Below are 24209 nucleotides of genomic sequence, written 5' to 3' on the forward strand. Positions count from 1 at the left end.
GCAACATTTCTATTGGCGTGGAGATATCCTTTTTTATTGTTCTAATGGTGCCTTAATAAGGCGCGTCTACATCACCAAGCTCGACATAGACAGATTTAATTTGTGTGTAATGCTCTATGGCCGCCATACCGTTTTCCCGGCCAATACCCGACTGTTTGTAGCCACCAAAAGGCATTTGACTCGGGGTTATGTTGTAGTTGTTGATCCAGCAAGTTCCTGCTTGCAACTTGGCGATCACGCGATGAGCCCGCTGTATGTCCCGAGTAAAGACCCCAGCGGCCAGCCCCATCTCGGTATTATTCGCGCGGGCTACAACCTCATTTTCATCGTCAAAACTCAACACCGACATCACGGGGCCAAAAATTTCTTCCTGGACGATCGGCATATCATCGGTGCAATTGCTGAAGACCGTCGGTTGCATAAAACACCCCTGCTCCAGCCCCTGCACCTTAACCTGTTCACCGCCGCACACCAGGGTGGCACCAGCTTCTTTACCAAGTCGCACATAGTTGAGCACCTTCTGTAAATGCTCATGGTGGATCATGGCGCCAACATGGGTATCGGGATGCATAGGGTCACCAATGATCATTTTTTGCACCCGAGCCTGCAAACGCTCAAGAAACTCTGACTGTACGCTGGACTCAACAAAGACGCGGGTCCCGTTGGAACAAATTTCACCCTGGGTATAAAAGTTTGCCATCAGCGCCGCAGAAACGGCGTTGTCCAAATCCGCGTCTGCAAAAATTACGAGTGGAGATTTGCCGCCCAACTCCATGGTTACATGCTTTAATGTCTGCGCTGCCGCGGCCATAATTTTTTTGCCGGTACCGACTTCGCCGGTGATCGAAACCTTTGCGACTTCGGGATGTGCGACAAGCGCCTGCCCGACCCGTCCATCCCCTTGCAGAACATTAAACACGCCCTCAGGAACGCCCGCTTCGCGATAAATCTCTGCCAGTCGCAAGGCCGTCAATGGCGTTACCTCAGACGGCTTAAAAATCATGACGTTGCCACACGCCAGCGCCGGTGCCGACTTCCAACAGGCAATTTGAATGGGATAATTCCAAGCACCGATGCCGACACAGATTCCCAGAGGCTCGCGCCGGGTGTAGTAAAAAGCAGATCCTAAATCGACGTGTTCTCCTGCCAGGGTTGGCGCCAGGCCCGCAAAATACTCCAGGGAATCAGCACCGCTGATGACGTCAACGGCTTCGGCTTCCTGAATAGGCTTACCGGTATCCAATACCTCGAGTTCTGCCAACTCGCGATTTCGAGCACGCAAAATGTCGACAGCTTTAAGCAAACAACGAGAGCGCTCAGTGGCACTCATTGCCGACCATACGGCGAATCCTTCTTTTGCCGAAGCGATCGCTGCATCAATATCGGCCGTTGTTGACTGATGGATCTCAGCAATGGTCTCACCAGTCGCTGGATTGACAGAGGCGAACACCTCGCCTTCACCATCACGCTGCTGTCCATGAATAAACTGACTAAAAGAAGGAATTGATGTCATCGTATGAAATCACTTATGTAAACTGAGTTGCCGTTCGAGGTAATCCAAACAGATCTGCTTGGCTTCAGCAGTATCAAATCCGCCTGCTTGAAACGCTCCTCTTAACCATAGCCCATCAATCAGAGCCGCCAAGCCATCCGCCGCGCGATACGCTTGTTGACGCGGTAGCAACTGCACCAGCCAGTAGCGCAAATTCGAACGCAAACGCAGCATATTCACACGTTGCAAACGCGCAAGTTTCGGCACGTGCAGCGCTTGAGTCCAGAAAGCCAACCAGGTTGTTACCGCATAAGGAGCAATTTGCTCGGTCGCGAAGTTACCTTCGATGATCGCTTGTATATGTTCGCGGGGAGTGGCCTGATCACCGGCTGCGATGGCAGCGGACCCCAGACCTTTCAACAATTCGCGCATGGAGGCTTCCAGCAAGCCATCCTTGTCACCAAAATAATGACTGACGATGCCGGTCGACACTCCCGCGAGCTGACTGACACGGGCAATCGTTGTGCCCGCAAAACCATGACGATTTATGGCTTCAAATGTTGCCTGAATCAATTGGGCCCGGCGAATGGGCTGCATACCGACTTTTGGCATGAATTACCTCGGTGTCGAAACACTTCGATGACAAATTGTGAATTAATTTTTATTGAATGTCCAATATAAATAAAAAACGGCACTACTCTTGAAGCGTTTTTACTGAGCTTTGACGGTATCGCGCCAGCAACAGTCCAGCGATAAGAGTGAAAATTCCGATAACAACCAAACCAATCCATTCAATTTGTAACGGTGTAAATTGATAGAGAAGAATCAAACCAAAAATCATTCCCCAATTGAACCCAATATAACGCAATCGTCCCAGACGCTCGTAGGATAGATTTAAATTATCCGTATACAAGCGCGTCAAAGAATCGAGTGAATTGATGACAAAAATCACCCCAACGACAATCATTGAAAAATTAATGATGGGGGCGATGGCTAAGGTTTGAGAGTAATAAAAATACAGTACCGAAAACCAGAGGCCGATGGGAATCGACGGAAAAATCAACAGAGCCGCCATAAGTTGCCAGGTTTTCATTCCACCGACAAACCGCGACACAAACTGACCGATCATGATGCTCCAGGAAAACCACCAGAACAGGTAAAATGCATGATAATCCGACATTGGAAAAACAAAATGCTGGATATGGGTAAAATATTCACCGATACCCGCGCTTGTTGTTATGAGACCGGAGAGCCCCATACCGCTTGCCAACCACATCCCGCCCACCAGAGCGAAGAAAACCCAGGTTGAAGAGACACTGAGAATTTTTACATAACGTACATGAGTACTGGATAAAACCGCACATAAAACGACGAGCGCGACAAAACCGAATTGAAATAACGGTGGAATGCCCTGAATGTAATCCGGGAGATACCCCAAAAACAAATACCCCGTAAAAGCACAGGTACCTATAATGACCACATTATTCAGAAATCGAATCCAGGGAATCTCAAATAGGCGGAAGCGGGGTTCCAACACACAAAAATAAAAAGTCGTCAAAAAATAGAATGCCCAAATCAGAAAGCCCCAAAATCCAAACTCAATCGCCAAAGGATTGGCAAATTGATAGACGCTTTCCTGTTCATAAACCGGGAATTCCGTTAGCGGAAACATGATCAACCCAACATCCAGTCCCGAAGTAAACAAAATTGCGATGAAGGTAAACAGGGATGTGGGTGATGAACCGGATATTGGGAGATTACGCCAGCGTATCGCGATGACAAATGCTGCAGTCAACACTGCGGCAATGGCGATTGAAAGAACAACTTGCACTGAAACTCCCTATCATTTTTTGGCGGTCAGTGAACCTGGCATTTCTAAACCGTACGCAGGTGAAGTGCCTGTTCAGAAAGCATAGCTTACTAGGAAAAAAGAGGTTTTTTAAGACAGATGCTGTGTGCGACAGGAATCACACACACCCCAAAAGGCGTTTTTCACGACGCTGAGCCCTTGGATTAACAGGGTTTTGGCAGCGTTTCCTAAACAAAACACACCGATAAAAATAACGACCGCTGCACCATTAAAACTCAAAAAATGGCCGTTTTACAGATCCCGTTGTTGTGAAAACAACGGGTATAGATCTGGAAAAACGCCACGGTTTTCTATCGTCAGTAGGTTTAGACGAACTCTCGACCGGCATCCTGCAACCAGGCCCACAGATATTCGGCAAAACTTCGTCTGACAACAAGCTCCCATTCCTGCTCGCCACTGCGCCGAATCACCGCCTGCGATTTCGCCAGCACACTGGTAACGACTTTGCCCACGGGGAAATTACGTGGGTGTACATCGTACGGGGTTGACTTTCTCAGTACAGTCGCCGCATTTGCACCACGTAATGTGATAACCGTCTGACCACCGCTGACGTTTACGATCGAAAAGTGGCCGTCAAGTTGTGAACGTAAGTTGCGCTCCAGGGCAAAGGCTTCGGTACCGGGTGCCGTGATGAGCCATTCATCCGGTCCAATCCAGCGAATACAAATTTCGCCTTTCACCTCTGACTGCAGTGCTTTTGGCAAGCCGGTTCCGAGCGCGCTAGAAACGCCTGCCGCAAAACCGCTCTCCTCTGCGTTACCCCGCAGCGAAAGGTGAGTCAGCAAACCCACCTCCTCCATATGAACTGTTGCGCTCGCCGATGGTGAGCCAACAGGTGTCTTTTCAAATACCGGAGTCAGCGGTGATTCCGCGGTCACCCCAGAGGATTCGGGATTCTGCTCCATGCTGGCGACAAGCACACTGCCCTGGTTAAAAACATCGGTTCCTGATAGATCAGACATGCTGGCGCTCTCCTTTTGGATCGTAGAAAACATAGCTGCAGATTTCAGCAGCGACGACTCGGCCATCGGCCAGTGGATAGTAAACGGTTTCACCCATACGTTTGAGGCCACCACGAATATACCCCATGGCAATACTGCGCTGCAGGTTAGCACTGTAGTAGCTCGAGGTAATGTGCCCCAACATCGTCATTGGTAAGGATTGATTAGGATCGGCAACCGCCTGCGCGCCTTCCGGAAGCACAATGGACGGATCCAAGGTTTTCAAACCGACCAATTGTTTACGGTCTTCACGGACACAATCTTCACGCGCCATGCCCCTTTTACCAATAAAACTAAACGGCTTTTTGTTGACCACTGTCCAGCTCATGTTTAGATCGTGAGGATGTACAGAGCCATCTGTGTCCTGGCCGACAATAATGAACCCTTTCTCGGCCCTGAGGATGTGCATGGTTTCCGTCCCATAGGGCGTCAAGTTGTATTTCTCACCGGCTTCAAACAGTTTTTGCCAAACGAAATGCCCGTAATTGGATTGAACATTAATCTCAAATGACAATTCGCCTGTGAACGAGATACGAAAGACTCTCGCAGGTACCCCCGCAACCGTACCTTCACGCCAGTCCATAAACGGGAAGGCGTCCGCGCTCAAATCGATACCTTCGGTGACTTCCTCCAGTAGTTTACGACTGTCAGGACCGGAAACCGTCATGGTCGACCAGTGATCTGTGACGCTCGTGAAGTACACTTCCAGCTCTGGCCACTCCGTCTGGTGATAAAGCTCTAACCAATCGAGAACATGCGCCGCACCGCCCGTTGTGGTGGTCATATGAAAGTGATTTTCTCCGAGGCAAGACGTAACACCATCGTCGAAGACCATTCCGTCTTCACCACACATTAACCCGTAGCGACACTTACCAACGGCGAGTTTCGCCCAAGCATTGCTGTAGATTCGTCCGATAAATTCGCGGGCATCTTTACCTTGAATATCGATTTTCCCCAGTGTTGACGCATCGAGAATCGCAACACCAGACCGTGCCGCAAGACACTCACGGTTGAGCGCATCCTGCATACTTTCACCCGCTTGCGGGTAGTACCAGGGGCGCATCCACTGCCCCACAGTCTCAAATTTTGCACCGTGTGACACATGCCAAGGATGAATCGATGTGGTTCTCCAGGGATCGAAGAGTTCACGACAGTGACGCCCCGCCAGGGCGCCAAAGGTGATCGGCGTATAGTTTGGACGAAACACCGTGGTGCCCGTTTCCGGAATGGTTTTGCCCAGCGCTTTTGCCGTGATGGCCATACCGTTGATATTGCCGAGCTTGCCCTGATCCGTGCCGAAACCCAGCGCGGTATAGCGCTTAACATGCTCGATGGACTCAAAGCCCTCCCGCGTTGCCAGTTCAATGCCCGCGGCGGTAACATCGTTCTGAAAATCAACAAATTGCTTGGGTGCGCGGCTGGTGGCTAATGTGTGCGGCAAATGGTAAATCTCCATCGGCGCCACTTCGGAAACCGCTGCAACTTCCGGTAATGTCGCCTCTGCAGAGCTTTCAAAGCCGGCGTCCGACGCGGCTTGCAAACCCGCTTTCCAGCCGGCTTCCAGACATCCTTGCAGGCTGTAATTACCGTCAATGGAACCCGCAGTCAGCTGGCGTTGGATGGTGGCGCCCGGTACAAAACCATAAATGTCCGGATTCCACTGAGGGCGACTACCAGTGTGACACGCCAAATGCACCAGCGGACTCCAGCCGCCACTACTGGCAATGGTATCACAGGCAATCAACTGCGAGCCGCCAATGACGTTTTCGCCCGCCGCGTCCAGTTTGCAGACGATAGCACCAGTGACTCGCTTGCGCCCCTCGGCACTGATGACACCACTGCCGGTGTACAGTTGAATGCCCATGTCGCGAACACGTTGCTGCATGGCGCCGTCGACGTTGGTTCGGGTATCAACAATAGCAGCCACCTTGCGACCGGCTTTGTGCCAGGCAATCGCCGCGGTGTAGGCATTGTCGTTGCTGGTCATCAACACCAACGCTTTGCCGGGCACTACGGCATAGCGTTCGATATAGGTGGTCACGGCAGATGCCAACATATTGCCCGGCACATCGTTGTTACCATAAACCAGAGGTCGCTCTTGGGCCCCTGTTGCGAGCACGACCCAGTGCGCTCTTACCCGGTGCAGCCGCTGCCGTGGCGTATGCTGCGGAACATTATCACCCTGGTGATCCCACAGGCGCTCGTGCACGGTCAAAAAATTATGGTCGTGATAGCCGTTGACGGTGGCCCGGGACAACAGGGTAACGTCCGGCCGAGACGCCAGTTCCGCCAAAGCAGTCTTTATCCATGCGTCAGTGGACTGTTTCTCAGACTCGGACAATCCTGCGCGCGCAGTATCCAGCAAACTGCCGCCAAATTCCGCTTGTTCATCTGCCAACAGCACCCTGGCACCACTGCGAGCGGCCGCGAGAGCCGCCGCAATACCACTGGGACCGGCGCCTACAATCATCACATCCACATGGTGATGCAGATGATCGTATTCATCGGGATCCGCCATTCGGGAGGCGCGACCAAGACCGGCCGCCTTGCGAATGAACTTTTCGTAGGTCATCCACAACTTGGCAGGATACATAAAGGTTTTGTAGTAGAATCCCGGCGGCATCATACGTCCCGCCAGGCGACCGATGACGCCCTTCATATCGAGATCCGTGCTCGGCCAGCCATTTGTTGGCCCACAGGTCAAACCCGGGTAAATTTCCTGTTGAGTCGCACGGACATTGGGAATCTGTGTTGCCTCACTGCCACCTACCTGCAAAATCGCATTGGGTTCGTCCGCGCCGGCGGCAAACACACCCCGTGGCCGACCATACTTGAAACTGCGACCGACCACATTGATACCATTAGCAAGCAACGCTGACGCAACAGTATCTCCCTGATAGCCTTGTATGGACTTATTGCCATATCGGAACGTCAGAGACTTGTTGCGGTCGATGCGACCACCTTGGGAAAGACGATTAACCTGTGCCATAACGCGCCTCAGCCTTTGACCGTGGGTTGTTCACCCATTCGGTACACTTCTTCGATTTTGTAACTCACGGTATCGCGAGTCATGTTGAAATACTTACGACAGCCTGCTGCATGAACCCACATCTCATGACGAAGTCCTCGCGGATTGTTGCGAAAATACATGTATTCCGCCCACTCTTTATCACTACAGGCTTCGGGATCAAGCGGTCGCGCAATATGCGCCTGCCCTTTTGGATGAAACTCTTCTTCATCCCGATATTCGTGACAGTAAGGACAAAAGATCTGAAACACGGCAGTCACTCCTGCTTAAAAAAATAAAAATCGCTGTTAGTGGGCCACGCCTGCGGCACCGTGCTCATCAATGAGCGCCCCGCTGTGGAATCGGAACATAGAAAATGGCTTGGCCAACTCGTGGGCTTCACCACGGGCTAAGGTTGCCGCAAAAACATCGCCGGAACCGGGTGTCGCCTTAAAGCCACCGGTTCCCCAACCGCAGTTAAAAAAGAGATTTTCTACAGGCGTTGCAGAGATAATCGGACAGGCGTCTGGACAAGTGTCGACGATTCCACCCCACTGTCGGTTCATGCGTACGCGGCTGAAGGTCGGGAACATTTCCAAGATCGCCTGAATGGTGTGCTCGATAACACCGTAAGATCCCCGCTGACCGTAACCGGTGTAACCATCAATACCGGCACCTATCACCAAATCGCCCTTGTCGGACTGAGAGGCATAACCGTGTACGTGATTGGACATGACAACCGTATCCAGAACCGGTTTGATCGGCTCAGACACCAACGCCTGCAAGGGATGCGACTCCAGCGGCAATTCAAAACCGGCGAGCCCTGCCATAACGCCCGAGTTACCCGCCACGACGCAGCCAATGCGATCCGCTTCGATCGTGCCATATTGACGCGTGGTCACGCCGGTCGCCGCACCGTCTTCAATTTGAATGCCAGTCACTTCACACTGCTGAATCAGATCGACACCGAGTGCGTCTGCACCGCGAGCAAAACCCCACGCGACAGCATCATGTCGAGCGACTCCGCCGCGCGGCTGCCAGGACGCACCCAATATCGGATAGCGGGTACGATCAGAGCAATCCAATACCGGACAGATTTCTTTAACACCCTGTGTATCGAGAACCTCACCGTCAATGCCATTCAATCGGTTGGCATTGACTCGTCGCTGTATGTCGCGCATGTCCTGTAATGTGTGACCTAAATTGAGGACGCCGCGCTGAGAAAACATGACGTTATAATTGAGATCTTGCGATAACCCTTCCCAGAGTTTCATAGCATGCTCGTAAAGATGAGCCGCTTCATCCCACAGGTAATTAGAGCGCACAATCGTGGTATTACGGGCGGTGTTACCACCACCCAGCCAGCCTTTCTCCAGCACGGCTACACGTGTTTTTTTATATTTTTTGGCAAGGTAATACGCGGTTGCCAAGCCGTGACCACCGCCGCCAACGATGATGATGTCGTATTTTTTCTGCGGTTTTGGATTGCGCCACACACGCTGCCAATTTTCGTGATGTTGCACGGCATGGCGGACAAGTCCGAATCCGGAATAACGATTTTTAATTGCAGAAGCAGATTGCGACATGTTGATAGCTCATTCAGATTCAGGGGAAATCAGCATTCCACCAGGTTGACATTTACCGCCAGCCCACCTTGGCTGGTTTCCTTGTATTTTCGTTTCATATCTTTACCGGTTGCACGCATGGTGCGAATCACTTTATCGAGAGAAATGTAGTGAGTCCCATCGCCATTTAATGCCATGTGAGCGGCATTGATGGCTTTGACCGCGGCCATTGCATTTCTTTCAATACAAGGCACTTGAACCAATCCTTTTACCGGATCACACGTCAGCCCGAGATTGTGTTCCATAGCGATTTCAGCGGCGTTTTCCACTTGCTTGGGCGATGCACCCAGCACTGCGGCAAGTCCTGCCGCGGCCATGGAACAAGCAACGCCGACTTCGCCCTGACAACCAACTTCGGCACCAGAAATGGATGCATTTTTTACAAATAACGCGCCGATCGCCGCGGCCGTCAGCAGAAAGGTTTCCATGGCAGGATCTCCGCCATCGGAACGCCTTGGCAGCATGCTGTCTTGTGATTGCTGGCCGGAACAGAAACGTTGGTAATAGTGCATTACGGCAGGAATAATACCTGCAGCACCGTTGGTCGGTGCTGTGACCACCCGGCCACCCGCCGCGTTTTCTTCGCTAACGGCCAAGGCATACAGATTAATCCACGTCATTCCATCCATATTTGGAAATACCAGGTGACGACGATCAAGATCAATCATGCCCTTGTACAAATCCGGCGCGCGGCGTTGCAAATTCAATCCGCCCGGTAATACGCCCGTCGTGCGAATGCCTCGGGTGACGCAGGACTTCATGGTCGTCCAGATGGCGGTTAACTTCTGCGTTACCTCAGACTCGGGCGCTCGCGCCAGCTCGTTGGCATACATCAGTGATGCAATTGAACGATTGGTGGTTTCACACAACGATAACAATTGCGCTGCAGATTCAAACGGGAATGGCAGTATGCAGGCATCTAACGAAACAGGAACCGGATCTGTCCCATCCAATTCGGCTTCTGTCACAATGGCACCACCACCAATCGAATAGTAGCCTTCTGAAAACAGCAACTCACCGGATTCACCATAAGCAAAAAGCCGCATACCGTTGGCGTGACCCGGCATGGATTTACGACGTAGAAATTGGAGGTCACGCGAATAGACAAAGGGAACCTGACGCAAACCCGCCAGCGGCAAGGTATTCTCTTTGAGAACATGATCAAACAGGGTATCGGCATGGTCAGGATCAACCGTTGCGGGATCCTCTCCCATCAGACCCAGTAGCGCGGCCTTGTCTGTACCGTGACCTTTTCCGGTTAACGCCAGGGAACCATACAGCTCCACCTGTACTCGATGCACCCGATCTAATACGCCTTCTGATTTTAATTTTGAGATATAGAGGGCGGCGGCGCGCATAGGACCAACGGTATGTGAACTCGATGGGCCGATGCCAATTTTGAAAAGCTCAAAGACACTGATTCTCACAATAACCGCCTACTCTGGTTGGTCAATTTCAGGCTATTGTGAAGAAAGCCCGGTGAGGTAACTTATCCAAAAGCGACTCATTCAATGACAAAAGAGACTAGGGAAATACCTGTCTTTTCAGAAAGTCAATTGCGCGGGGTCAAACAATAATTCAGAGGTTTTGTGGAGGGCGATCCGTAAAATGACACGCCAATACCGGTGATGCCTAGACACCACCGGTTATTGACCTAACACCAACCCCACATGAATTAGCGAAACACGTTTTCCTGTTGCAGGAAATCAAACATGGCTTGCGCTTTTTCGGATGTCGAACCCGCCTCTATAACGGTGCCCGATGACGATGCGGCTTTCGCCGTCGCCGCTTTAAAACGATCTGCAGCGCTGCGACCCGCAGGTGCCGCAGCAACGGCGAGGCGCTTGGGTCTTTTGCGGGCAGCACTGATATCCCATTCACTGCCGTAGAGACTCCCCTGACAGAGAAGCTCTCTGGGTACCTGCTGGCAGACATCAATGGTTCCCCGCCGCGCAGGTCCAGCAGCACTCTGACGCGGCAGCTCTGCCATCATATCGACACTGGCCAGCAATGGCATCTGCACCTTAACACAGCGCCTTTGGCCTCTCGGTAATGCCTGCAATACCTCCGCGTGACCTTTGCCCCAAGTAACAAAGGACGTGATGTTATTGACCATGGGCCTCTCTAGAGCCGACGCCAATAAATAGGGAATCATCCCCGAACTTTCTCCTTGTTCCGCAAGACATCCGGTGAGGATCAGATCCGGCGAATGGTTTCTTAGCCACCAAAGTAACGCCGGATAGGGATCACACGCCGATTCAACCGGCAGTACTTGCAGTCGTGCAATTCCCATCCCCAAATATTCCCGCAACGCGGGACATTCCGGATCACCCGCGAAAACAATATCGAGACGCTGAGGTTGCATCTGCAACGCTAATTCGATCGCCCTGGCATCCATCCCTGCGCGTCGCATGCGCTGTGATGCCGGATGAATACCCGCGGAAACCAAGACGGCAATTTCCAAACCCGCCTCCTGGCCTCGGTCTTTATCGTACACTTTCCGTTGAGGTTCATACTGCATAGCTGACCTCCATCACTGTTGAGTGCTCATCAGCAGGTTGCTGACCTGTAATATTTTCCGCACGGCGTTTCTGGGCGAGCTCTGTCAATTCGGCAAGCAACTCATCGGCATCGCCGATGACACTTAAATCCGCACGTTTAACCATGGCGCAGGATTTGTCCGTATTGATACAAATCACTTTGTCACAGCTGCCAATACCTTGAAGGTGTTGTATCGCGCCGGAAATCCCCACCGCGAAATACACACGGGCGGTCACCCAAGTACCGGTAGCGCCGACCTGTCTAAATCTCGGCATAAAGCCATCATCAACCGCCACGCGGCTGGCCCCTTCGGTGGCACCCAGTGCAGACGCCGCAGCGTGAAATTTTGGCCAATCATCAATGCCGTTGCCGCCAGCCAAAATAAACTCGGCTTCGGCTAGGGGGACTTCATTGGGATCCACATCCATCAAACCTCGATCTTCAATATGGACGGCTCCCCCAAGAGACAACTCAGTACCTAAATCAAGCGTCAACGCTTCATGACGCCGAGATACAACAGGCATTGCGCATTCTTCTGCCGCTAAAATCACTCGCGGCGTCGGCCGCTGACAATCGGTCAGCCCACTGCCGCCACGCGCGGTAATATCCGCGACAGTGGCCTGCCAAACGTTGCGAGCAACGGTGAATTGTGACTGAGCTGCGAACCTCAAACCGAGGTCGCGACCGCCGCCATTAGAATCCGGGAACAGCCAAAACTGTGGCGCTAAGGTTTCTTCCACCGCAGAAAGTGCCGATAACCGGGCCTCTGGAGAGTAACCGAGAAATTCACTCCCGTTGAAGAGAAGCAGTCGATCGACGCCATTTTCCTGCAGTGATTCATCCCGCAGTTCGCCGAAGGCAATCAGTACTACGCCACATCCCGCATCAAGCTGGGTATCCTGTGTGCCAGACACGGTCTCCGCCTGCAAAGACATTTCGTCATTGAATTGCTGAGCAAACTCCTGGGCTAACCCCAACACATCTCGATCGTGGCTACTGAGGCGACCACCCGTCAGATCGGCAACGACAGCAATGTACGAATCCGGTGCGACGATGCGATGCAGGGGTAACACTGGTTTGCTGTTCGCTGTCTTGGACGCCGCGACAGCCACCAATCCACGCTGGCGATCTGGCGAGCGATCGACTCGACGCAGGCCGTTTGGACCCGTAAACCAGCGCAGCCTAGGATTGCGCCGCCGTACACCGGACGGCCCCATCACAACCTCTTCAGCGTCCCCCATCTGCATCTGTAAAAGCGCGGCGTGCTGGGGATGCAGACGGTTGCGAAGAATCCATTCCTCCCGCCGATTGCGGCGTAAAACCTGAACACTCATTACACGACCTCCTCTTCCAGAAGCTCAGTGCTGTCCGATTCTACTCGTTGTGGCGTGACGCCCTTGGTGCGGGTCGGTTGCACAGAGCCAGTATCCTTCTGCACCAGCGCGCTGACAATCACCTCACCAATGTCGATGACGGCGGGCCTGGGTTCAACCACGCCTTCGAGCATGGCGGTACACTGTTGACAGCCAACCACCACCGTCGTCGCTCCGGTAGCGCGAACATCGTCCATACGCATATCGGCAATACGACGCTCGCCGGGAATATCCGTAATCGGCGCCGCCCCTCCGCCGCCACAGCAGCGGGAGCGAAAACCGGAACGCTCCATTTCCACCAGGTTTAACCCAAGCGCCCGCAACAGCTCCCGAGGTGCGTCATACTCGCCGTTGTAACGCCCCAGGTAACAGGGGTCGTGCCAGCTCACGGTTCCAAGTGTGGATTGCAGTTTTTCACCGTCGACCTGTAATTTTCCGGTATCGACCAAGTCTCTAATAAACGTCGTATGGTGCAAGACAGTATACTGACCACCGAACGCAGGATACTCATTTTTCAAACAATGAAACGCATGGGGATCCGTCGTAACGATTCGGTTAAACCGATACTGTGCGAGCGTTGTGATATTGGCCTGCGCCAGAGCCTCAAACGCGGATTCGTCGCCAAGGCGGCGGGCGACGTCACCGCTGTCACGTTCTTCATCGCCGAGCACGGCGAAATCCACACCGGCCGCACGCAGGATACCAACCAGGGCGCGTAAAATTTTCTGACTGCGCATATCAAATGCACCGTCACTCACCCAGTAAAGCACATCCGTTTCACCACGATCCTGAATCAACGGCAGATTCTGATCCGCCGCCCAGTGCATGCGGCTACTCGGTGGAAGCCCACCGGGATTATCCGTCGCGATCAAGTTCTCTAGGGTTTCAACACCTTTAACCGGCGTGATGCCCCGTTCCATGGTTAAGAATCGGCGCATGTCGACGATGGCATCGACATGCTCGATCATCATCGGACACTCTTCAACACACGCGCGACACGTGGTGCACGACCAGAGTGTTTCTTCGGCAATTAATCCACCGACGATGGGGTCGTGGGGCCCACCCTGAGCCTTGCCAACGGGTACATTGGGATAGGGAGATCCCGCATACTTGTGATCGCTGCCACCCGCCATGCCCACCACCAAATCCTGTATCAATTTTTTGGGGTTGAGCGGCTGTCCGGACGCGAAGGCTGGGCACACAGCTTCACAGCGGCCGCACTGGACGCAGGCATCAAAGCCGAGTAACTGATTCCAGGCAAAATCTTCGGGTTTGCCAACTCCCAAGCTGCCACCATCTGCGACAACCTTTTCGACATAAAGAGGCTTTAATCCGGTAGAGCGACCACCGCCAAAACGTTCCGGGCGTCGGTGAAAAGCCAGATGCAAGGAGCCTGCAAACGCGTGTTTGAAAGGCCCTCCAAGAGCGATTCCCCCCACCAATTCGGCGAGACCGATGGCGATCCCAACCAATAGCAATACACCGCCCATGATCGTCCCGGCACCATCAATAGACGCGATCATTTTCAGCAACGTTAAGCCAAACAGCGCTATCGCAAAGGTCATCAAGCTTTTCGGAAAGCGCATCCACGGGCCTTTTGATAAACGCGCGGGCGGATTGAGTCGACGCCGATAGACAAACACGGTACCGACAAACATGAGCGTACTGGCACTCAGTAAAACGCCATCCAACAGCAGGCTGTCTTGCCAGACCAAAAGCTGTAACAGCCAGATCACCAGTGCCAAGACGAAGCCACCAGCGGTTGCCACATGGGTATTGGACATATAGCGGTCACGATGAACGACCGCATGTAAATCCACAAGATAACGTCTGGGTATTGCCGCCAGACCAGACCAAAAGGCAACCGCCTCGGGTCGGCCTCTGCGCCACAGCAGAATGCGACGCAAAGCACCAAGGGCTACCAGAAAAAGCGCACCTGCCAGTAACAGCAGACTAACCGAGCTGAGTAAATCCATAGCGGTAACTCCGGCGCAAACCGATCAGAGGTCTTTACAAAGTCGCAGGCTGTCGTAAATCGCCGCGTGAACATTTCTCTGCGCCACACAGTCACCAATACGCCACAGTATGTAGCTCGACGTTTTGCCATCAGCCTGTTGCTGGAGAATGGGCTGCGCCTGACTGGCGTAGAGCGCTTCGATATCGACTTGCCCGCGATTACAGGATTCGGCCTTTAAGTCGTAGTAGAGGGATTCATCGGGACGCGTACCATTCTCGACAACCACCTGATCGACCAATCGCTCTTCCTGTTGTCCGGTATATTCGTTTACCAACAATGCCACCAGCTTGTCATTTTCACGATACACCTTTTCCAGGGCGAGGTCAGACGACATGATGACGTCTTTTTCGTAGAGGCTGCGGTAATAGGTTGGGAAAGTTGTCCCACCGATGCCAACCCCTGGCTTGGTATCATCGGTAATGAGCTCCACAAGGCTGCCTTGCTGAGCCAGATAATCTGCAGCCGACATGCCGGAAAACTCACAGATGGTGTCGTAAACCAACACATTTTTTCCGGGCGCGACTTTGCCACTGAGAATATCCCACGTAGAAACCACCAGCCCTTCGGCAGCGCCCCACTCGTCGACCTGCTCGAGATAGGGATCGGCACCGGTAGCCAGAATCACCACATCGGCGCCCAGATCGCGGATCATCGCCGTGTCTGCCCAGGTATTAAATTGCACCTCAACGCCAAGACGCTGGAGTTCCAGGCCGTACCAACGAGTGATACCGGCGATTTGATCTCGCTGTGGCGCTTTCGCCGCCAGCGTAATCTGCCCGCCCAGGGATTCTTTCGCTTCCAACAAAGTCACCTTGTGCCCCCGCTCAGCCGCAACACGAGCCGCCTCCATACCGGCAGGACCACCGCCAACCACCACGACATTGCGAATCATGCCGGTGGTACGCTCAATGATATGAGGCATACCCAGATGTTCACGGGATGTCGCCGCGTTTTGAATACACAGAACATCCAAACCTTGGTATTGACGATCAATACAATAATTGGCGCCAACACACTGGCGAATCTGATCAATCTGGTTGTTTTTGATTTTGGCGATAATGTGCGGGTCGGCGATATGGGCTCGCGTCATTCCCACAAAATCCACATAACCGGCCTCAAGAATGCGTTGGGCCTGATTGGGATCTTTAATGTTCTGGGCATGAATCACCGGCACATCAACAACCTCTTTGATACCCGCAGCAAGATGCAAAAAGGGTTCAGGCGGATAGCTCATATTGGGAATCACATTCGCCAAGGTGTTGTGAGTGTCACAACCGGAACCGACAACACCGAAAAAATCAACCAAACCTGTGGCGTTGTAGTAGGCGGCGATTTCTTTCATATCATCGTGCGACAGACCGTCAGGATGAAATTCATCACCACAGATGCGCATGCCGACCACAAAATCACGGCCAACTTCAGCGCGCACAGCTTTGAGGACTTCCATACCAAAACGCATGCGATTTTCAAAGCTGCCGCCCCATTGATCGGTGCGCTTATTAACCCTGGGGGACCAGAATTGATCGATCAAATGTTGGTGCACAGCGGATAATTCGACGCCGTCCAAGCCACCAGCTTTGGCGCGGGCCGCTGCCGACGCAAAGTTGCCGATGATGCGCTGGATTTCCTCTTCCTCAATCGTTTTGCAGGTCGCGCGATGCACTGGCTCACGTATGCCGCTGGGACTCATAAGGGTTGGCCAGTTTTCACCGTCCCAGCGTGACCGCCGTCCCATATGGGTTATTTGAATCATGATTTTGCCGCCGTGTTTGTGCACGGCATCGGCAAGATTCTGGAAGTGTGGAATAATTCTGTCGGTCGACAAATTGACGGAGCTCCACCAACTCTGAGGACTGTCGATAGCAACCACACTGGAGCCACCGCAAATACACAGGCCACAGCCACCTTTGGCTTTCTCTTCGTAATATTTTACGTAGCGCTCAGTGGTCATACCTCCGTCGGTGGCATAGACCTCTGCATGAGCGGTACTGACAACGCGATTGCGAATCGTCAGCTGATTGATGTTAAGTGGTTGAAACAGAGCGCCGAACTGGGACATGGAAGAACTCCACTGAAAATAAACGGCCAATAAACCGAGGAAAACGTGATGTCGATAAGACTGCTGCTACACCGGCTACCAGAGCAGCCGGCGACACAAAACAAAGCGTTTTACAGCGGGCTGACTTCGAACATACCGTGATCAACACCTTCTTCTGCGGCACAGCAGGTCTGCTCCGCACGGGTCTTAACGGTATAACCTAAACTCTGGGCGATTTGATCCATGGCCCCGGCAAACCAGCCAGTAAACATATAATCAATTTTGCGCCCACACTTGCCCATCTGATAAACGAACGCTGAATGATCAAGTCGAACTTTGGCCGTCCCCGCTTCAATATCGAGAGCTTCAATGGTAAAGATTCCCCAGCCCCGCTGAGAAAGACGCTTCATATAATGCTCGAATACCGCGACGCCTTGTAACTGATGAGCCTCAGCTTCTTTCTCACACCAGTGCCAGGCGGATTTGTAACCGGCATCGTAGAGGATCGCCGCATAGCGTTCGGCACCCAATTCCGCTTCAATCGCAACGTGATTGTTCACAAAGAAATGACGGGGAACGTAGAGCATTGGCAGAGCGTCTGTCGTCCAGACACCGGTTTCGTCATCAACAGTAATTGGCATTTCGGGAGCGTGGCTTGCCATAATGGTCTCCAAATCAAAAACAGTCACGGGCAGCGCCCAAATAGGTGTTAGGTAAGAGGCGAATTATTCGCCCCAGACATCCTTAAGAACCCGCATCCAGTTACCGCCCATAATTTTGCGGATGCGTTGCTCTCCCCAGCCAGCACGATGCATGGCTTCGGTCAAATTGGGGAAATCGCCCAGGGTTCGTATGCCGTCGGGATTAACGATGGTGCCAAATTCCGTCAGCTTGCGGGCGTAGCCTTTGTCGTGCATCAGCCAATCAAAAAAATCCTGACCGTGATCCTGGGTGAAATCCGTTCCGATACCAACAGCATCTTCGCCAGCGATGTCGATCACGTAACCCACGGCTTCGACGTAATCGTCTACCGTTGACTCAATACCATTACGTAAAAAAGGTGCGAACATGGTGACGCCGACAAAACCGCCGTGATCTGCGATAAATTTCAATTCTGCATCGGACTTATTGCGCGGATGCTCTTTAAGTCCGGCCGGTAAACAGTGGGAATAGCAAACCGGCTTTGCCGACGCTTCGATCACTTCCCGAGAGGTATTTGCGCCCACGTGGGACAAATCGCACATCACGCCGACGCGGTTCATTTCAGCCACGATTTCACGACCAAAGCCCGAGAGCCCACCGTCGCGCTCATAGCAACCACACCCCACCAGATTCTGAGTGTTGTAGGCCATCTGCACGACACCAACGCCCAAGTCCTTAAACAGTTGGACATAACCCAGCTGATCTTCATAGGCGCTGACATTTTGGAAACTTAAGATGATGCCGGTTTTATTCTGACGTTTGGCGTCGAGGATATCGTCGGTGCTCTTGACTGGCATAATGAGATCGGCGTGATCCCGGAAAAAACCATTGAATTCAACCAGGTTGTCCATGGTCGCCTGAAACCCTTCCCAAACAGATACGGTACAACTGGCCGTCGTTAATCCGCCTTTGCGCATGTCTAGAAACAAGTCGCGGCTCCAGTTGGCAATGACGAGGCCATCAATAACAATCATTTCTTCGTGCAGCTGCTGGGTTTGCATGGGCTATTCTCACTGTGAAGTTGGTTAACTGTCAGCGATTTTGTCCTACTCTATCGCTGACAGAATTAACAATTGCGACCGTCAGTTGTGCGAATGCGTCGCCTGTCCTGACGCGCCGGGATCAACGGTAGACGGGGAAGTCACCGCAGAGGCCACGGACTTTTTCCCGCACGGCATCAATGACGCCTTCGTCATCGATGGACTCCAGGACATCACAAATCCAATGGGCGACCTGATTACATTCGAATTCCGTGAACCCACGCGTGGTGACCGCCGGTGTGCCGATACGCAGGCCGCTGGTGACAAACGGAGACTGTGGGTCGTTGGGGACTGCGTTTTTGTTGACGGTGATGTAAGCGCGCCCCAACGCGGCATCGGCTGCTTTACCGGTGATGCCTTTATCGACCAAGTCGAGCAAGAACAAATGGTCGTCAGTGCCGCCAGAGACAACATTGAAGCCACGCTTTTGAAAGACATCAACCATCTCTCTCGCATTATCCAATACCTGCTGCTGGTAGACAGCGAACTCCGGCTTCAACGCCTCCTTAAAAGCGACCGCCTTCGCCGCAATCACGTGCATCAACGGGCCGCCTTGACCGCCAGGAAAAACAGAAGAGTTGAATTTTTTGCCCAGGGTTTCTGCATCGCGCGACAGAATCAAGCCGCCGCGAGGGCCACGTAATGTTTTGTGGGTTGTCGTTGTGACCACGTCGGCAATCGGTACCGGATTCGGATAAAGGCCAGCGGCGACGAGACCCGCAACGTGGGCCATATCAACGAAAAGGTAAGCACCAACACTGTCGGCAATATCCCTAAAACGCTGCCAATCCATAATGCGGGAATAGGCGGAAAATCCGGCGACAATCATCTTGGGTTGATGTTCACGCGCGAGGGTTGCGACCTGCTCGTAATCAATTTCGCCCGTTTCATCATTCAGGCCGTACTGAACAGCATTGTAGATCTTGCCGGAGAAATTCGGTTTCGCACCGTGCGTTAAATGTCCACCGTGATCCAAACTCAGACCCAGAATGGTATCGCCCGGCTGCAACAGTGCCATATAGACCGCAGAGTTCGCCTGTGACCCGGAATGGGGCTGTACGTTAACGTATTCCGCACCAAACAGCTCCTTGGCGCGTTCGATGGCGAGAGTTTCAACCACATCGACATACTCGCAACCACCGTAATAGCGTTTGCCAGGATAACCCTCAGCGTACTTGTTGGTCAGCAGACTGCCCTGGGCTTGAACAACACGCCAGCTGGTGTAGTTTTCAGAGGCAATCAGTTCGATATGCTCTTCCTGTCGGCGTTCTTCATTGGCCATGGCGTGCCACAGCTCGCTGTCAAACTCTTCAATAGTGTCTTGTCGTGTGAACATAGTAAAAGCCCCAAAATAAAATCGGGTGGATGTCAAAAGTGAGAGTTAAAATTCGATGACGACATCGCCATCTGGAACGCTGCAACAGCTGAGGATATAGCCTTCCTCAACATCGCTGTCGGTGATCCCGCCGTTGTGTTGCATAGTGACACTGCCCTGCAATTTTTTAACTTTGCAGGTACCGCAGATGCCCATACCGCAAGCCTTGGGTATGTGCAGACCAGCCTTGGCAGCAGCCAGGCTGACGGTTTCTGTTTCGGAGACGCAAATTTTCTTACCAGAATTGCGAAACTCTACCCAGTTACCCTCAGTAATCTGAGCCTCTTCTTGATCAACCTGGGCCTGCTCCACCTGATCGATCGCGTCTTCGAGTGCGGGTTCAGGAGTCACTCCGAAGCTTTCGTCGTGATAGCGCGACATGTCGAAGCCGGCCTCAACGAGCAACTTTTTAACGGCATTCATGTAAGGCTCGGGGCCGCAGCAGTAGACTTCCCGTTCCATAAAATCTGGCGCGATTAAATCCAACATTAGGCGACTTAAATAGCCGGTATATCCACACCAGGTATCGCCGATGTCATATCTTTCACAAATGACCGTCAGATCAAAGCTCGGCACACGGGAGTCCATGTGTTCAAGTTCTCGGCGAAAAACAATGTCTCGGGGCGTCCGCGCACTGTGAATAAATTTGATATCCACCTGACTGTTGGTATCGAACCACCAGCGCGCCATCGACATCACCGGGGTGATGCCAATGCCACCACTGAGCATGAGAGCTCGCTCGGAAGGAAAATCAATACAATTAAAGCGCCCGACCGGCCCGTGAACCGCGATGGCATCCCCCGTCGCCAAATGGTCGTGCAGCCAGTTGGAAACTCTGCCGCCAGGAAGTCGTTTGACGCTGATAGAAAAGCTGTAGGGAATCGACGGACTGGAAGCAATCGTATAGCTTCGCAAAACAGGCTCATTGTTGATTTCCAATTCCAAGGTGACGAATTGCCCAGGCTTAAAGAAAAACATCACGGGTTTATCTGCGGCAAAGCAGAAGGTCTTGATGTCATCTGTTTCGTAGATGATTTTCACGCATCGAACGATATGGCGACCATTGGTCCAAGCCTGCGTTCGGATCGAGTTGGCAAATTCGTCATTCATAGTCGCTCGCCTGACGGACAAAAGTAGTGAGGAGTGACCGCTATTGTGGGCACAGGCTCTCTCTGCGAGTTGGCTAAAAGCGACTAGCAAATGATTCATTTGCGTCAGTTATGAATCTCGCTCAACCCTCTGGACTTGGCGGCTGCCATAGCCGATTCGAAGAAGTCGCAAAACGACCTCCTGAAAGTCGTTTATAGGCAACTCCTGCGCGGCCCCTTAGTTCAGAATCGATAACCAAGCCGGATCAAAACGGGTATACCAGCGCCACGGGCTTTCCTGGAAAATCGAACTAAACACACTTGATAAGCTGCTCTTTGGAGATTCCTGATGACCTCCCTCGTTTTTTCAACTCGCAACAACAATCTCGTTCCTGAACTCTGCGATCTACTCCGACGTCGCAAGCCAACACATTCCCTCGAACAACCGTTTTACAACAGCCAGGAAGCCTTTGCGTTGGATATGGAAGAGATCTTCCAAAAGGAATGGTTGTTTGCGGGTGTGACGGCAGACGTGCCCGAGAAAGGCAGCTATTTCACGTTGAATATTGGACGCAATCCCATTGTCGTCGTCCGCGACCAACAGGGAGAGATCAAAGCATTTCACAATGTGTGTCGCCACCGGGGCTCGAAAATCTGCTTGAGTCACCGAGGCAAAACCGCAAAGTTGGTGTGCCCCTACCACCAGTGGACTTACGAATTGGATGGCAAACTGCTCTATGCGGGCACGGAAATGGGCAGCAATTTCAATTTGTCCGATTACGCTCTCAAAGACGTTAACGTTAAAGTGGCAGGGGGTTATATCTACATATGCCTATCTGAAGAGCCCCCCTACTTTGACGACTATCTCGACGCTTTAGCCAGCTATCTAGAACCCTATGACCTGGACAACAGCAAGGTTGCTGTCGAGAGCAACATCGTTGAAAAAGCCAATTGGAAGTTAGTCATCGAAAACAACCGGGAATGCTACCACTGCAACGGATCTCACCCAGAATTGTTGAATACGTTGCTGGAATGGGACGATACAGAAGATCCTCGCGCCACAGATGCCTTTAAACAACATGTTGCTGAAATGGCGAAAGCCTGGGATGCTGAGAACATTCCACACAAGCACATCAGCTTCGCAAACAACCGTAACCGCTTAGTGCGCATGCCGTTAAAAAAAGGCACTCTGGCAATGACCATCGATGGCCGTCGTGCGTGCAATAAACCTATGGGCCGGATTCGCAATGCGGACTTGGGCTCCCTACGTATATTGCATCTTCCAAACTCTTGGTCCCACGCCCAGGGCGATCATATCATCGCTTTTCGTGTGATACCCATCGGCCCAGAGGAAACCTTGGTGACCACCAAATGGTTGGTGCACAAAGATGCGGTAGAAGGCGTCGATTATAATCCAGAACAATTGCGCAGAGTCTGGGATGCCACCAATGATCAGGATCGTATTCTGGCGGAACAAAATCAGGAAGGCATCAATTCCATCGCCTATGAACCCGGTCCCTATTCTGAAACCTATGAATTTGGCATCGTGAACTTTCTTAACTGGTATAGCGATCGGGTTTTAGAGAACTCGGACCCCTCTTAATACCTTGCTGATTTATTTCTTTTGCACTCTAAAATAGCCAGACGCACTCTGGCTATTTTTTTGTCCGCCCTACCCACCTCCCAGACCTTCCCCATCAAGCCAGAACAATTCCCGACCGATAAAATTTCATTGCGGAAACTTCTTTCTTTGCATTAGTATCGCCAGAAATAAGACACTTCGAGCGACAGACAATATGGCATAATAAATGCTCTCCGAAAACAAACAGAAACAGCTGCCGAAAAATACTTGAGCATTTAGGCGAAAAGATCAAAAAAAGGCTTCTAAACTGTTGATATTTGACTGGTTTTCTTGAGAAACACTCGTTCGAAAGAGCGTTACGAAAAGAAACCGTTTTTACCGTGTTTCGTTACAAGGCGACGGGGTGATTAATGCACCAAATTGTTCCTCGCAAACCCGAAACCGATGGGGTCTACCACATCGGCTTTCTGCTAATGCCGCAATACACAATGGTCACATTTGCTAACGCCGTGGCTGTACTTCGAATGGCCAACCGCCAGTCCATGACCAGTGGATTGCGATGGTCAACGTTTACGCTGGATGGCAGTGCTGTCCGATCCAGTGATGAACTGCTCATCAACCCTGATCGATCCCTCGATGACGTCAGCGATATCGACTTACTGATCATCTGCGGCGGCTACGACATTAAGCAGTATGTAAGTAAACCCTTACTGCAAAAACTCAGAGCATTTGGAAAAACCGATAAGGCGATGGGTGCAATGTGTACCGGCAGTTACGTACTTGCTGCTGCCGGCCTCCTCGACAACTACCGCTGCACCATCCACTGGGAGAATACCGACAGCTTACGGGAAGAGTTTCCGCATCTTACGGTCAACAATAATCTCTTCGTTATCGATCGCAATCGGTATACCTGCTCCAACGGTGCCAGCTCGATCGACATGATGCTGAAATTGATATCTGAAAAATACAGCAAAAAAGTCGTACAGGATATCATTGAGCAAATCGGCTATGAGCGTGTTCGCACCGATAAAGATCCTCAAAGAACCCCCCTGCGACATATGGTTGGCGTGAATCAACCAAAGCTTGTTGAAGTCGTAGCACTCATGGAGGCCAATACAGAAGAACCCTTGGCGCTCGATGAAGTTGCCAGTTATGTCGGCATATCCAGACGACAGCTTGAGCGGCTTTTTCACAACTACTTAAACTGTGCACCGTCACGTTACTATATGCAATTGCGACTGCAACGGGCACGCTTATTATTGTTGCAAACGAGTCGACCCATTGTCGAAATCGCCATCAGCTGTGGCTTTAATACCGCCCCACACTTCAGCAAGTGTTACAGTGAAATGTATGGCAACCCACCCCGGGAAGAGCGGCGAGCGGTGTTACGCTAACCGTTTGTGAACATTGAACGACTCGGTTGCCAGTGCGGCTGGCAACATCCTCAGATATTTTAAG

At 52.1% G+C, this 24209-nt stretch carries 18 protein-coding genes; 2 read left to right on the forward strand and 16 right to left on the reverse strand.

From position 1 onward, the window contains the following. Window positions 1-52: 52 nt before the first annotated feature. From betB to ACXAFR_RS20390, 16 genes are all read right to left on the reverse strand, one after another. A complete protein-coding gene (gene betB, locus ACXAFR_RS20315; protein WP_475180257.1) occupies window positions 53-1513 on the reverse strand; it encodes a betaine-aldehyde dehydrogenase in 1461 nt (486 codons plus the stop codon). 9 nt (window positions 1514-1522) lie between these two features. Further along, entirely contained in the window at window positions 1523-2104 is a 582-nt protein-coding gene (betI, locus tag ACXAFR_RS20320; RefSeq protein WP_475180259.1) for a transcriptional regulator BetI, read from the reverse strand. Between the two features lie 82 nt (window positions 2105-2186). Further along, complete coding sequence (locus tag ACXAFR_RS20325) at window positions 2187-3323, reverse strand: BCCT family transporter (protein ID WP_475180262.1); 1137 nt, start codon at window positions 3321-3323, stop codon at window positions 2187-2189. A gap of 344 nt (window positions 3324-3667) precedes the next feature. After that, window positions 3668-4324, reverse strand: a complete 657-nt coding sequence (locus tag ACXAFR_RS20330) for a sarcosine oxidase subunit gamma (RefSeq protein WP_475180265.1) — start codon at window positions 4322-4324, stop codon at window positions 3668-3670. Beyond that, window positions 4317-7352, reverse strand: coding sequence for a sarcosine oxidase subunit alpha family protein (locus ACXAFR_RS20335; RefSeq protein WP_475180269.1), 3036 nt, complete (start codon window positions 7350-7352; stop codon window positions 4317-4319). The genes ACXAFR_RS20330 and ACXAFR_RS20335 overlap by 8 nt, the downstream gene beginning before the upstream one ends. An 8-nt stretch (window positions 7353-7360) precedes the next feature. Further along, a complete protein-coding gene (locus ACXAFR_RS20340; RefSeq protein ID WP_475180272.1) occupies window positions 7361-7642 on the reverse strand; it encodes a sarcosine oxidase subunit delta in 282 nt (93 codons plus the stop codon). Between the two features lie 36 nt (window positions 7643-7678). Beyond that, a complete protein-coding gene (locus ACXAFR_RS20345) occupies window positions 7679-8956 on the reverse strand; it encodes a sarcosine oxidase subunit beta family protein (protein WP_475180274.1) in 1278 nt (425 codons plus the stop codon). A 29-nt stretch (window positions 8957-8985) separates the two neighbouring features. Next, window positions 8986-10422, reverse strand: a complete 1437-nt coding sequence (locus ACXAFR_RS20350; protein ID WP_475180275.1) for an L-serine ammonia-lyase — start codon at window positions 10420-10422, stop codon at window positions 8986-8988. Window positions 10423-10670: 248 nt separating this feature from the next. Then, window positions 10671-11516 (reverse strand): adenine nucleotide alpha hydrolase family protein, encoded by an 846-nt coding sequence (locus tag ACXAFR_RS20355; protein ID WP_475180278.1) that lies wholly within the window; start codon window positions 11514-11516, stop codon window positions 10671-10673. Further along, window positions 11506-12870 (reverse strand): electron transfer flavoprotein subunit alpha/FixB family protein, encoded by a 1365-nt coding sequence (locus ACXAFR_RS20360; RefSeq protein ID WP_475180281.1) that lies wholly within the window; start codon window positions 12868-12870, stop codon window positions 11506-11508. Before ACXAFR_RS20360 ends, ACXAFR_RS20355 begins: the two co-directional genes overlap by 11 nt. Continuing rightward, complete coding sequence (locus ACXAFR_RS20365) at window positions 12870-14885, reverse strand: (Fe-S)-binding protein (RefSeq protein ID WP_475180284.1); 2016 nt, start codon at window positions 14883-14885, stop codon at window positions 12870-12872. The genes ACXAFR_RS20360 and ACXAFR_RS20365 overlap by 1 nt, the downstream gene beginning before the upstream one ends. 24 nt (window positions 14886-14909) lie before the next feature. Then, a complete protein-coding gene (gene dgcA / locus ACXAFR_RS20370) occupies window positions 14910-16985 on the reverse strand; it encodes a dimethylglycine demethylation protein DgcA (RefSeq protein ID WP_475180287.1) in 2076 nt (691 codons plus the stop codon). 110 nt (window positions 16986-17095) lie between these two features. Next, a complete protein-coding gene (locus tag ACXAFR_RS20375) occupies window positions 17096-17626 on the reverse strand; it encodes a DUF5943 domain-containing protein (protein ID WP_475180288.1) in 531 nt (176 codons plus the stop codon). 63 nt (window positions 17627-17689) lie between these two features. Beyond that, the gene (locus ACXAFR_RS20380) at window positions 17690-18667 is read right to left on the reverse strand and encodes a dipeptidase (protein ID WP_475180291.1); all 978 of its coding nucleotides are present in this window, start codon (window positions 18665-18667) and stop codon (window positions 17690-17692) included. 121 nt (window positions 18668-18788) lie between these two features. Beyond that, the gene (gene glyA, locus ACXAFR_RS20385) at window positions 18789-20042 is read right to left on the reverse strand and encodes a serine hydroxymethyltransferase (RefSeq protein ID WP_475180292.1); all 1254 of its coding nucleotides are present in this window, start codon (window positions 20040-20042) and stop codon (window positions 18789-18791) included. Between the two features lie 45 nt (window positions 20043-20087). After that, a complete protein-coding gene (locus ACXAFR_RS20390; protein ID WP_475180293.1) occupies window positions 20088-21191 on the reverse strand; it encodes an FAD-binding oxidoreductase in 1104 nt (367 codons plus the stop codon). A 327-nt stretch (window positions 21192-21518) separates the two neighbouring features. Here ACXAFR_RS20390 and ACXAFR_RS20395 point away from each other — a divergent pair, with 327 nt between their 5' ends. Together ACXAFR_RS20395 and ACXAFR_RS20400 are read left to right on the forward strand one after the other, a co-directional pair. Further along, window positions 21519-22772 carry an aromatic ring-hydroxylating oxygenase subunit alpha gene (locus ACXAFR_RS20395; protein WP_475180296.1) on the forward strand — a complete coding sequence of 418 codons (1254 nt, stop codon included), beginning with the start codon at window positions 21519-21521 and terminating at the stop codon, window positions 22770-22772. 389 nt (window positions 22773-23161) lie between these two features. Beyond that, window positions 23162-24145 (forward strand): GlxA family transcriptional regulator, encoded by a 984-nt coding sequence (locus ACXAFR_RS20400; RefSeq protein ID WP_475180297.1) that lies wholly within the window; start codon window positions 23162-23164, stop codon window positions 24143-24145. The last annotated feature ends 64 nt before the right edge of the window (window positions 24146-24209 follow it).

Source organism: Pseudomaricurvus sp. ABR4_320 (assembly GCF_056159445.1).

What these genes read in the sequence shown, in the direction of transcription:
- ACXAFR_RS20345 (WP_475180274.1), bottom strand. Translation starts at nt 8,956, where the DNA reads ATGTCGCAATCTGCTTCTGCAATTAAAAATCGTTATTCCGGATTCGGA.
- ACXAFR_RS20380 (WP_475180291.1), bottom strand. Translation starts at nt 18,667, where the DNA reads ATGCAAACCCAGCAGCTGCACGAAGAAATGATTGTTATTGATGGCCTC.
- dgcA (WP_475180287.1), bottom strand. Translation starts at nt 16,985, where the DNA reads ATGTCCCAGTTCGGCGCTCTGTTTCAACCACTTAACATCAATCAGCTG.
- ACXAFR_RS20400 (WP_475180297.1), top strand. Translation starts at nt 23,162, where the DNA reads ATGCACCAAATTGTTCCTCGCAAACCCGAAACCGATGGGGTCTACCAC.
- ACXAFR_RS20390 (WP_475180293.1), bottom strand. Translation starts at nt 21,191, where the DNA reads ATGAATGACGAATTTGCCAACTCGATCCGAACGCAGGCTTGGACCAAT.
- betB (WP_475180257.1), bottom strand. Translation starts at nt 1,513, where the DNA reads ATGACATCAATTCCTTCTTTTAGTCAGTTTATTCATGGACAGCAGCGT.
- ACXAFR_RS20365 (WP_475180284.1), bottom strand. Translation starts at nt 14,885, where the DNA reads ATGGATTTACTCAGCTCGGTTAGTCTGCTGTTACTGGCAGGTGCGCTT.
- ACXAFR_RS20335 (WP_475180269.1), bottom strand. Translation starts at nt 7,352, where the DNA reads ATGGCACAGGTTAATCGTCTTTCCCAAGGTGGTCGCATCGACCGCAAC.
- glyA (WP_475180292.1), bottom strand. Translation starts at nt 20,042, where the DNA reads ATGTTCACACGACAAGACACTATTGAAGAGTTTGACAGCGAGCTGTGG.
- ACXAFR_RS20355 (WP_475180278.1), bottom strand. Translation starts at nt 11,516, where the DNA reads ATGCAGTATGAACCTCAACGGAAAGTGTACGATAAAGACCGAGGCCAG.
- ACXAFR_RS20375 (WP_475180288.1), bottom strand. Translation starts at nt 17,626, where the DNA reads ATGGCAAGCCACGCTCCCGAAATGCCAATTACTGTTGATGACGAAACC.
- betI (WP_475180259.1), bottom strand. Translation starts at nt 2,104, where the DNA reads ATGCCAAAAGTCGGTATGCAGCCCATTCGCCGGGCCCAATTGATTCAG.
- ACXAFR_RS20360 (WP_475180281.1), bottom strand. Translation starts at nt 12,870, where the DNA reads ATGAGTGTTCAGGTTTTACGCCGCAATCGGCGGGAGGAATGGATTCTT.
- ACXAFR_RS20330 (WP_475180265.1), bottom strand. Translation starts at nt 4,324, where the DNA reads ATGTCTGATCTATCAGGAACCGATGTTTTTAACCAGGGCAGTGTGCTT.
- ACXAFR_RS20395 (WP_475180296.1), top strand. Translation starts at nt 21,519, where the DNA reads ATGACCTCCCTCGTTTTTTCAACTCGCAACAACAATCTCGTTCCTGAA.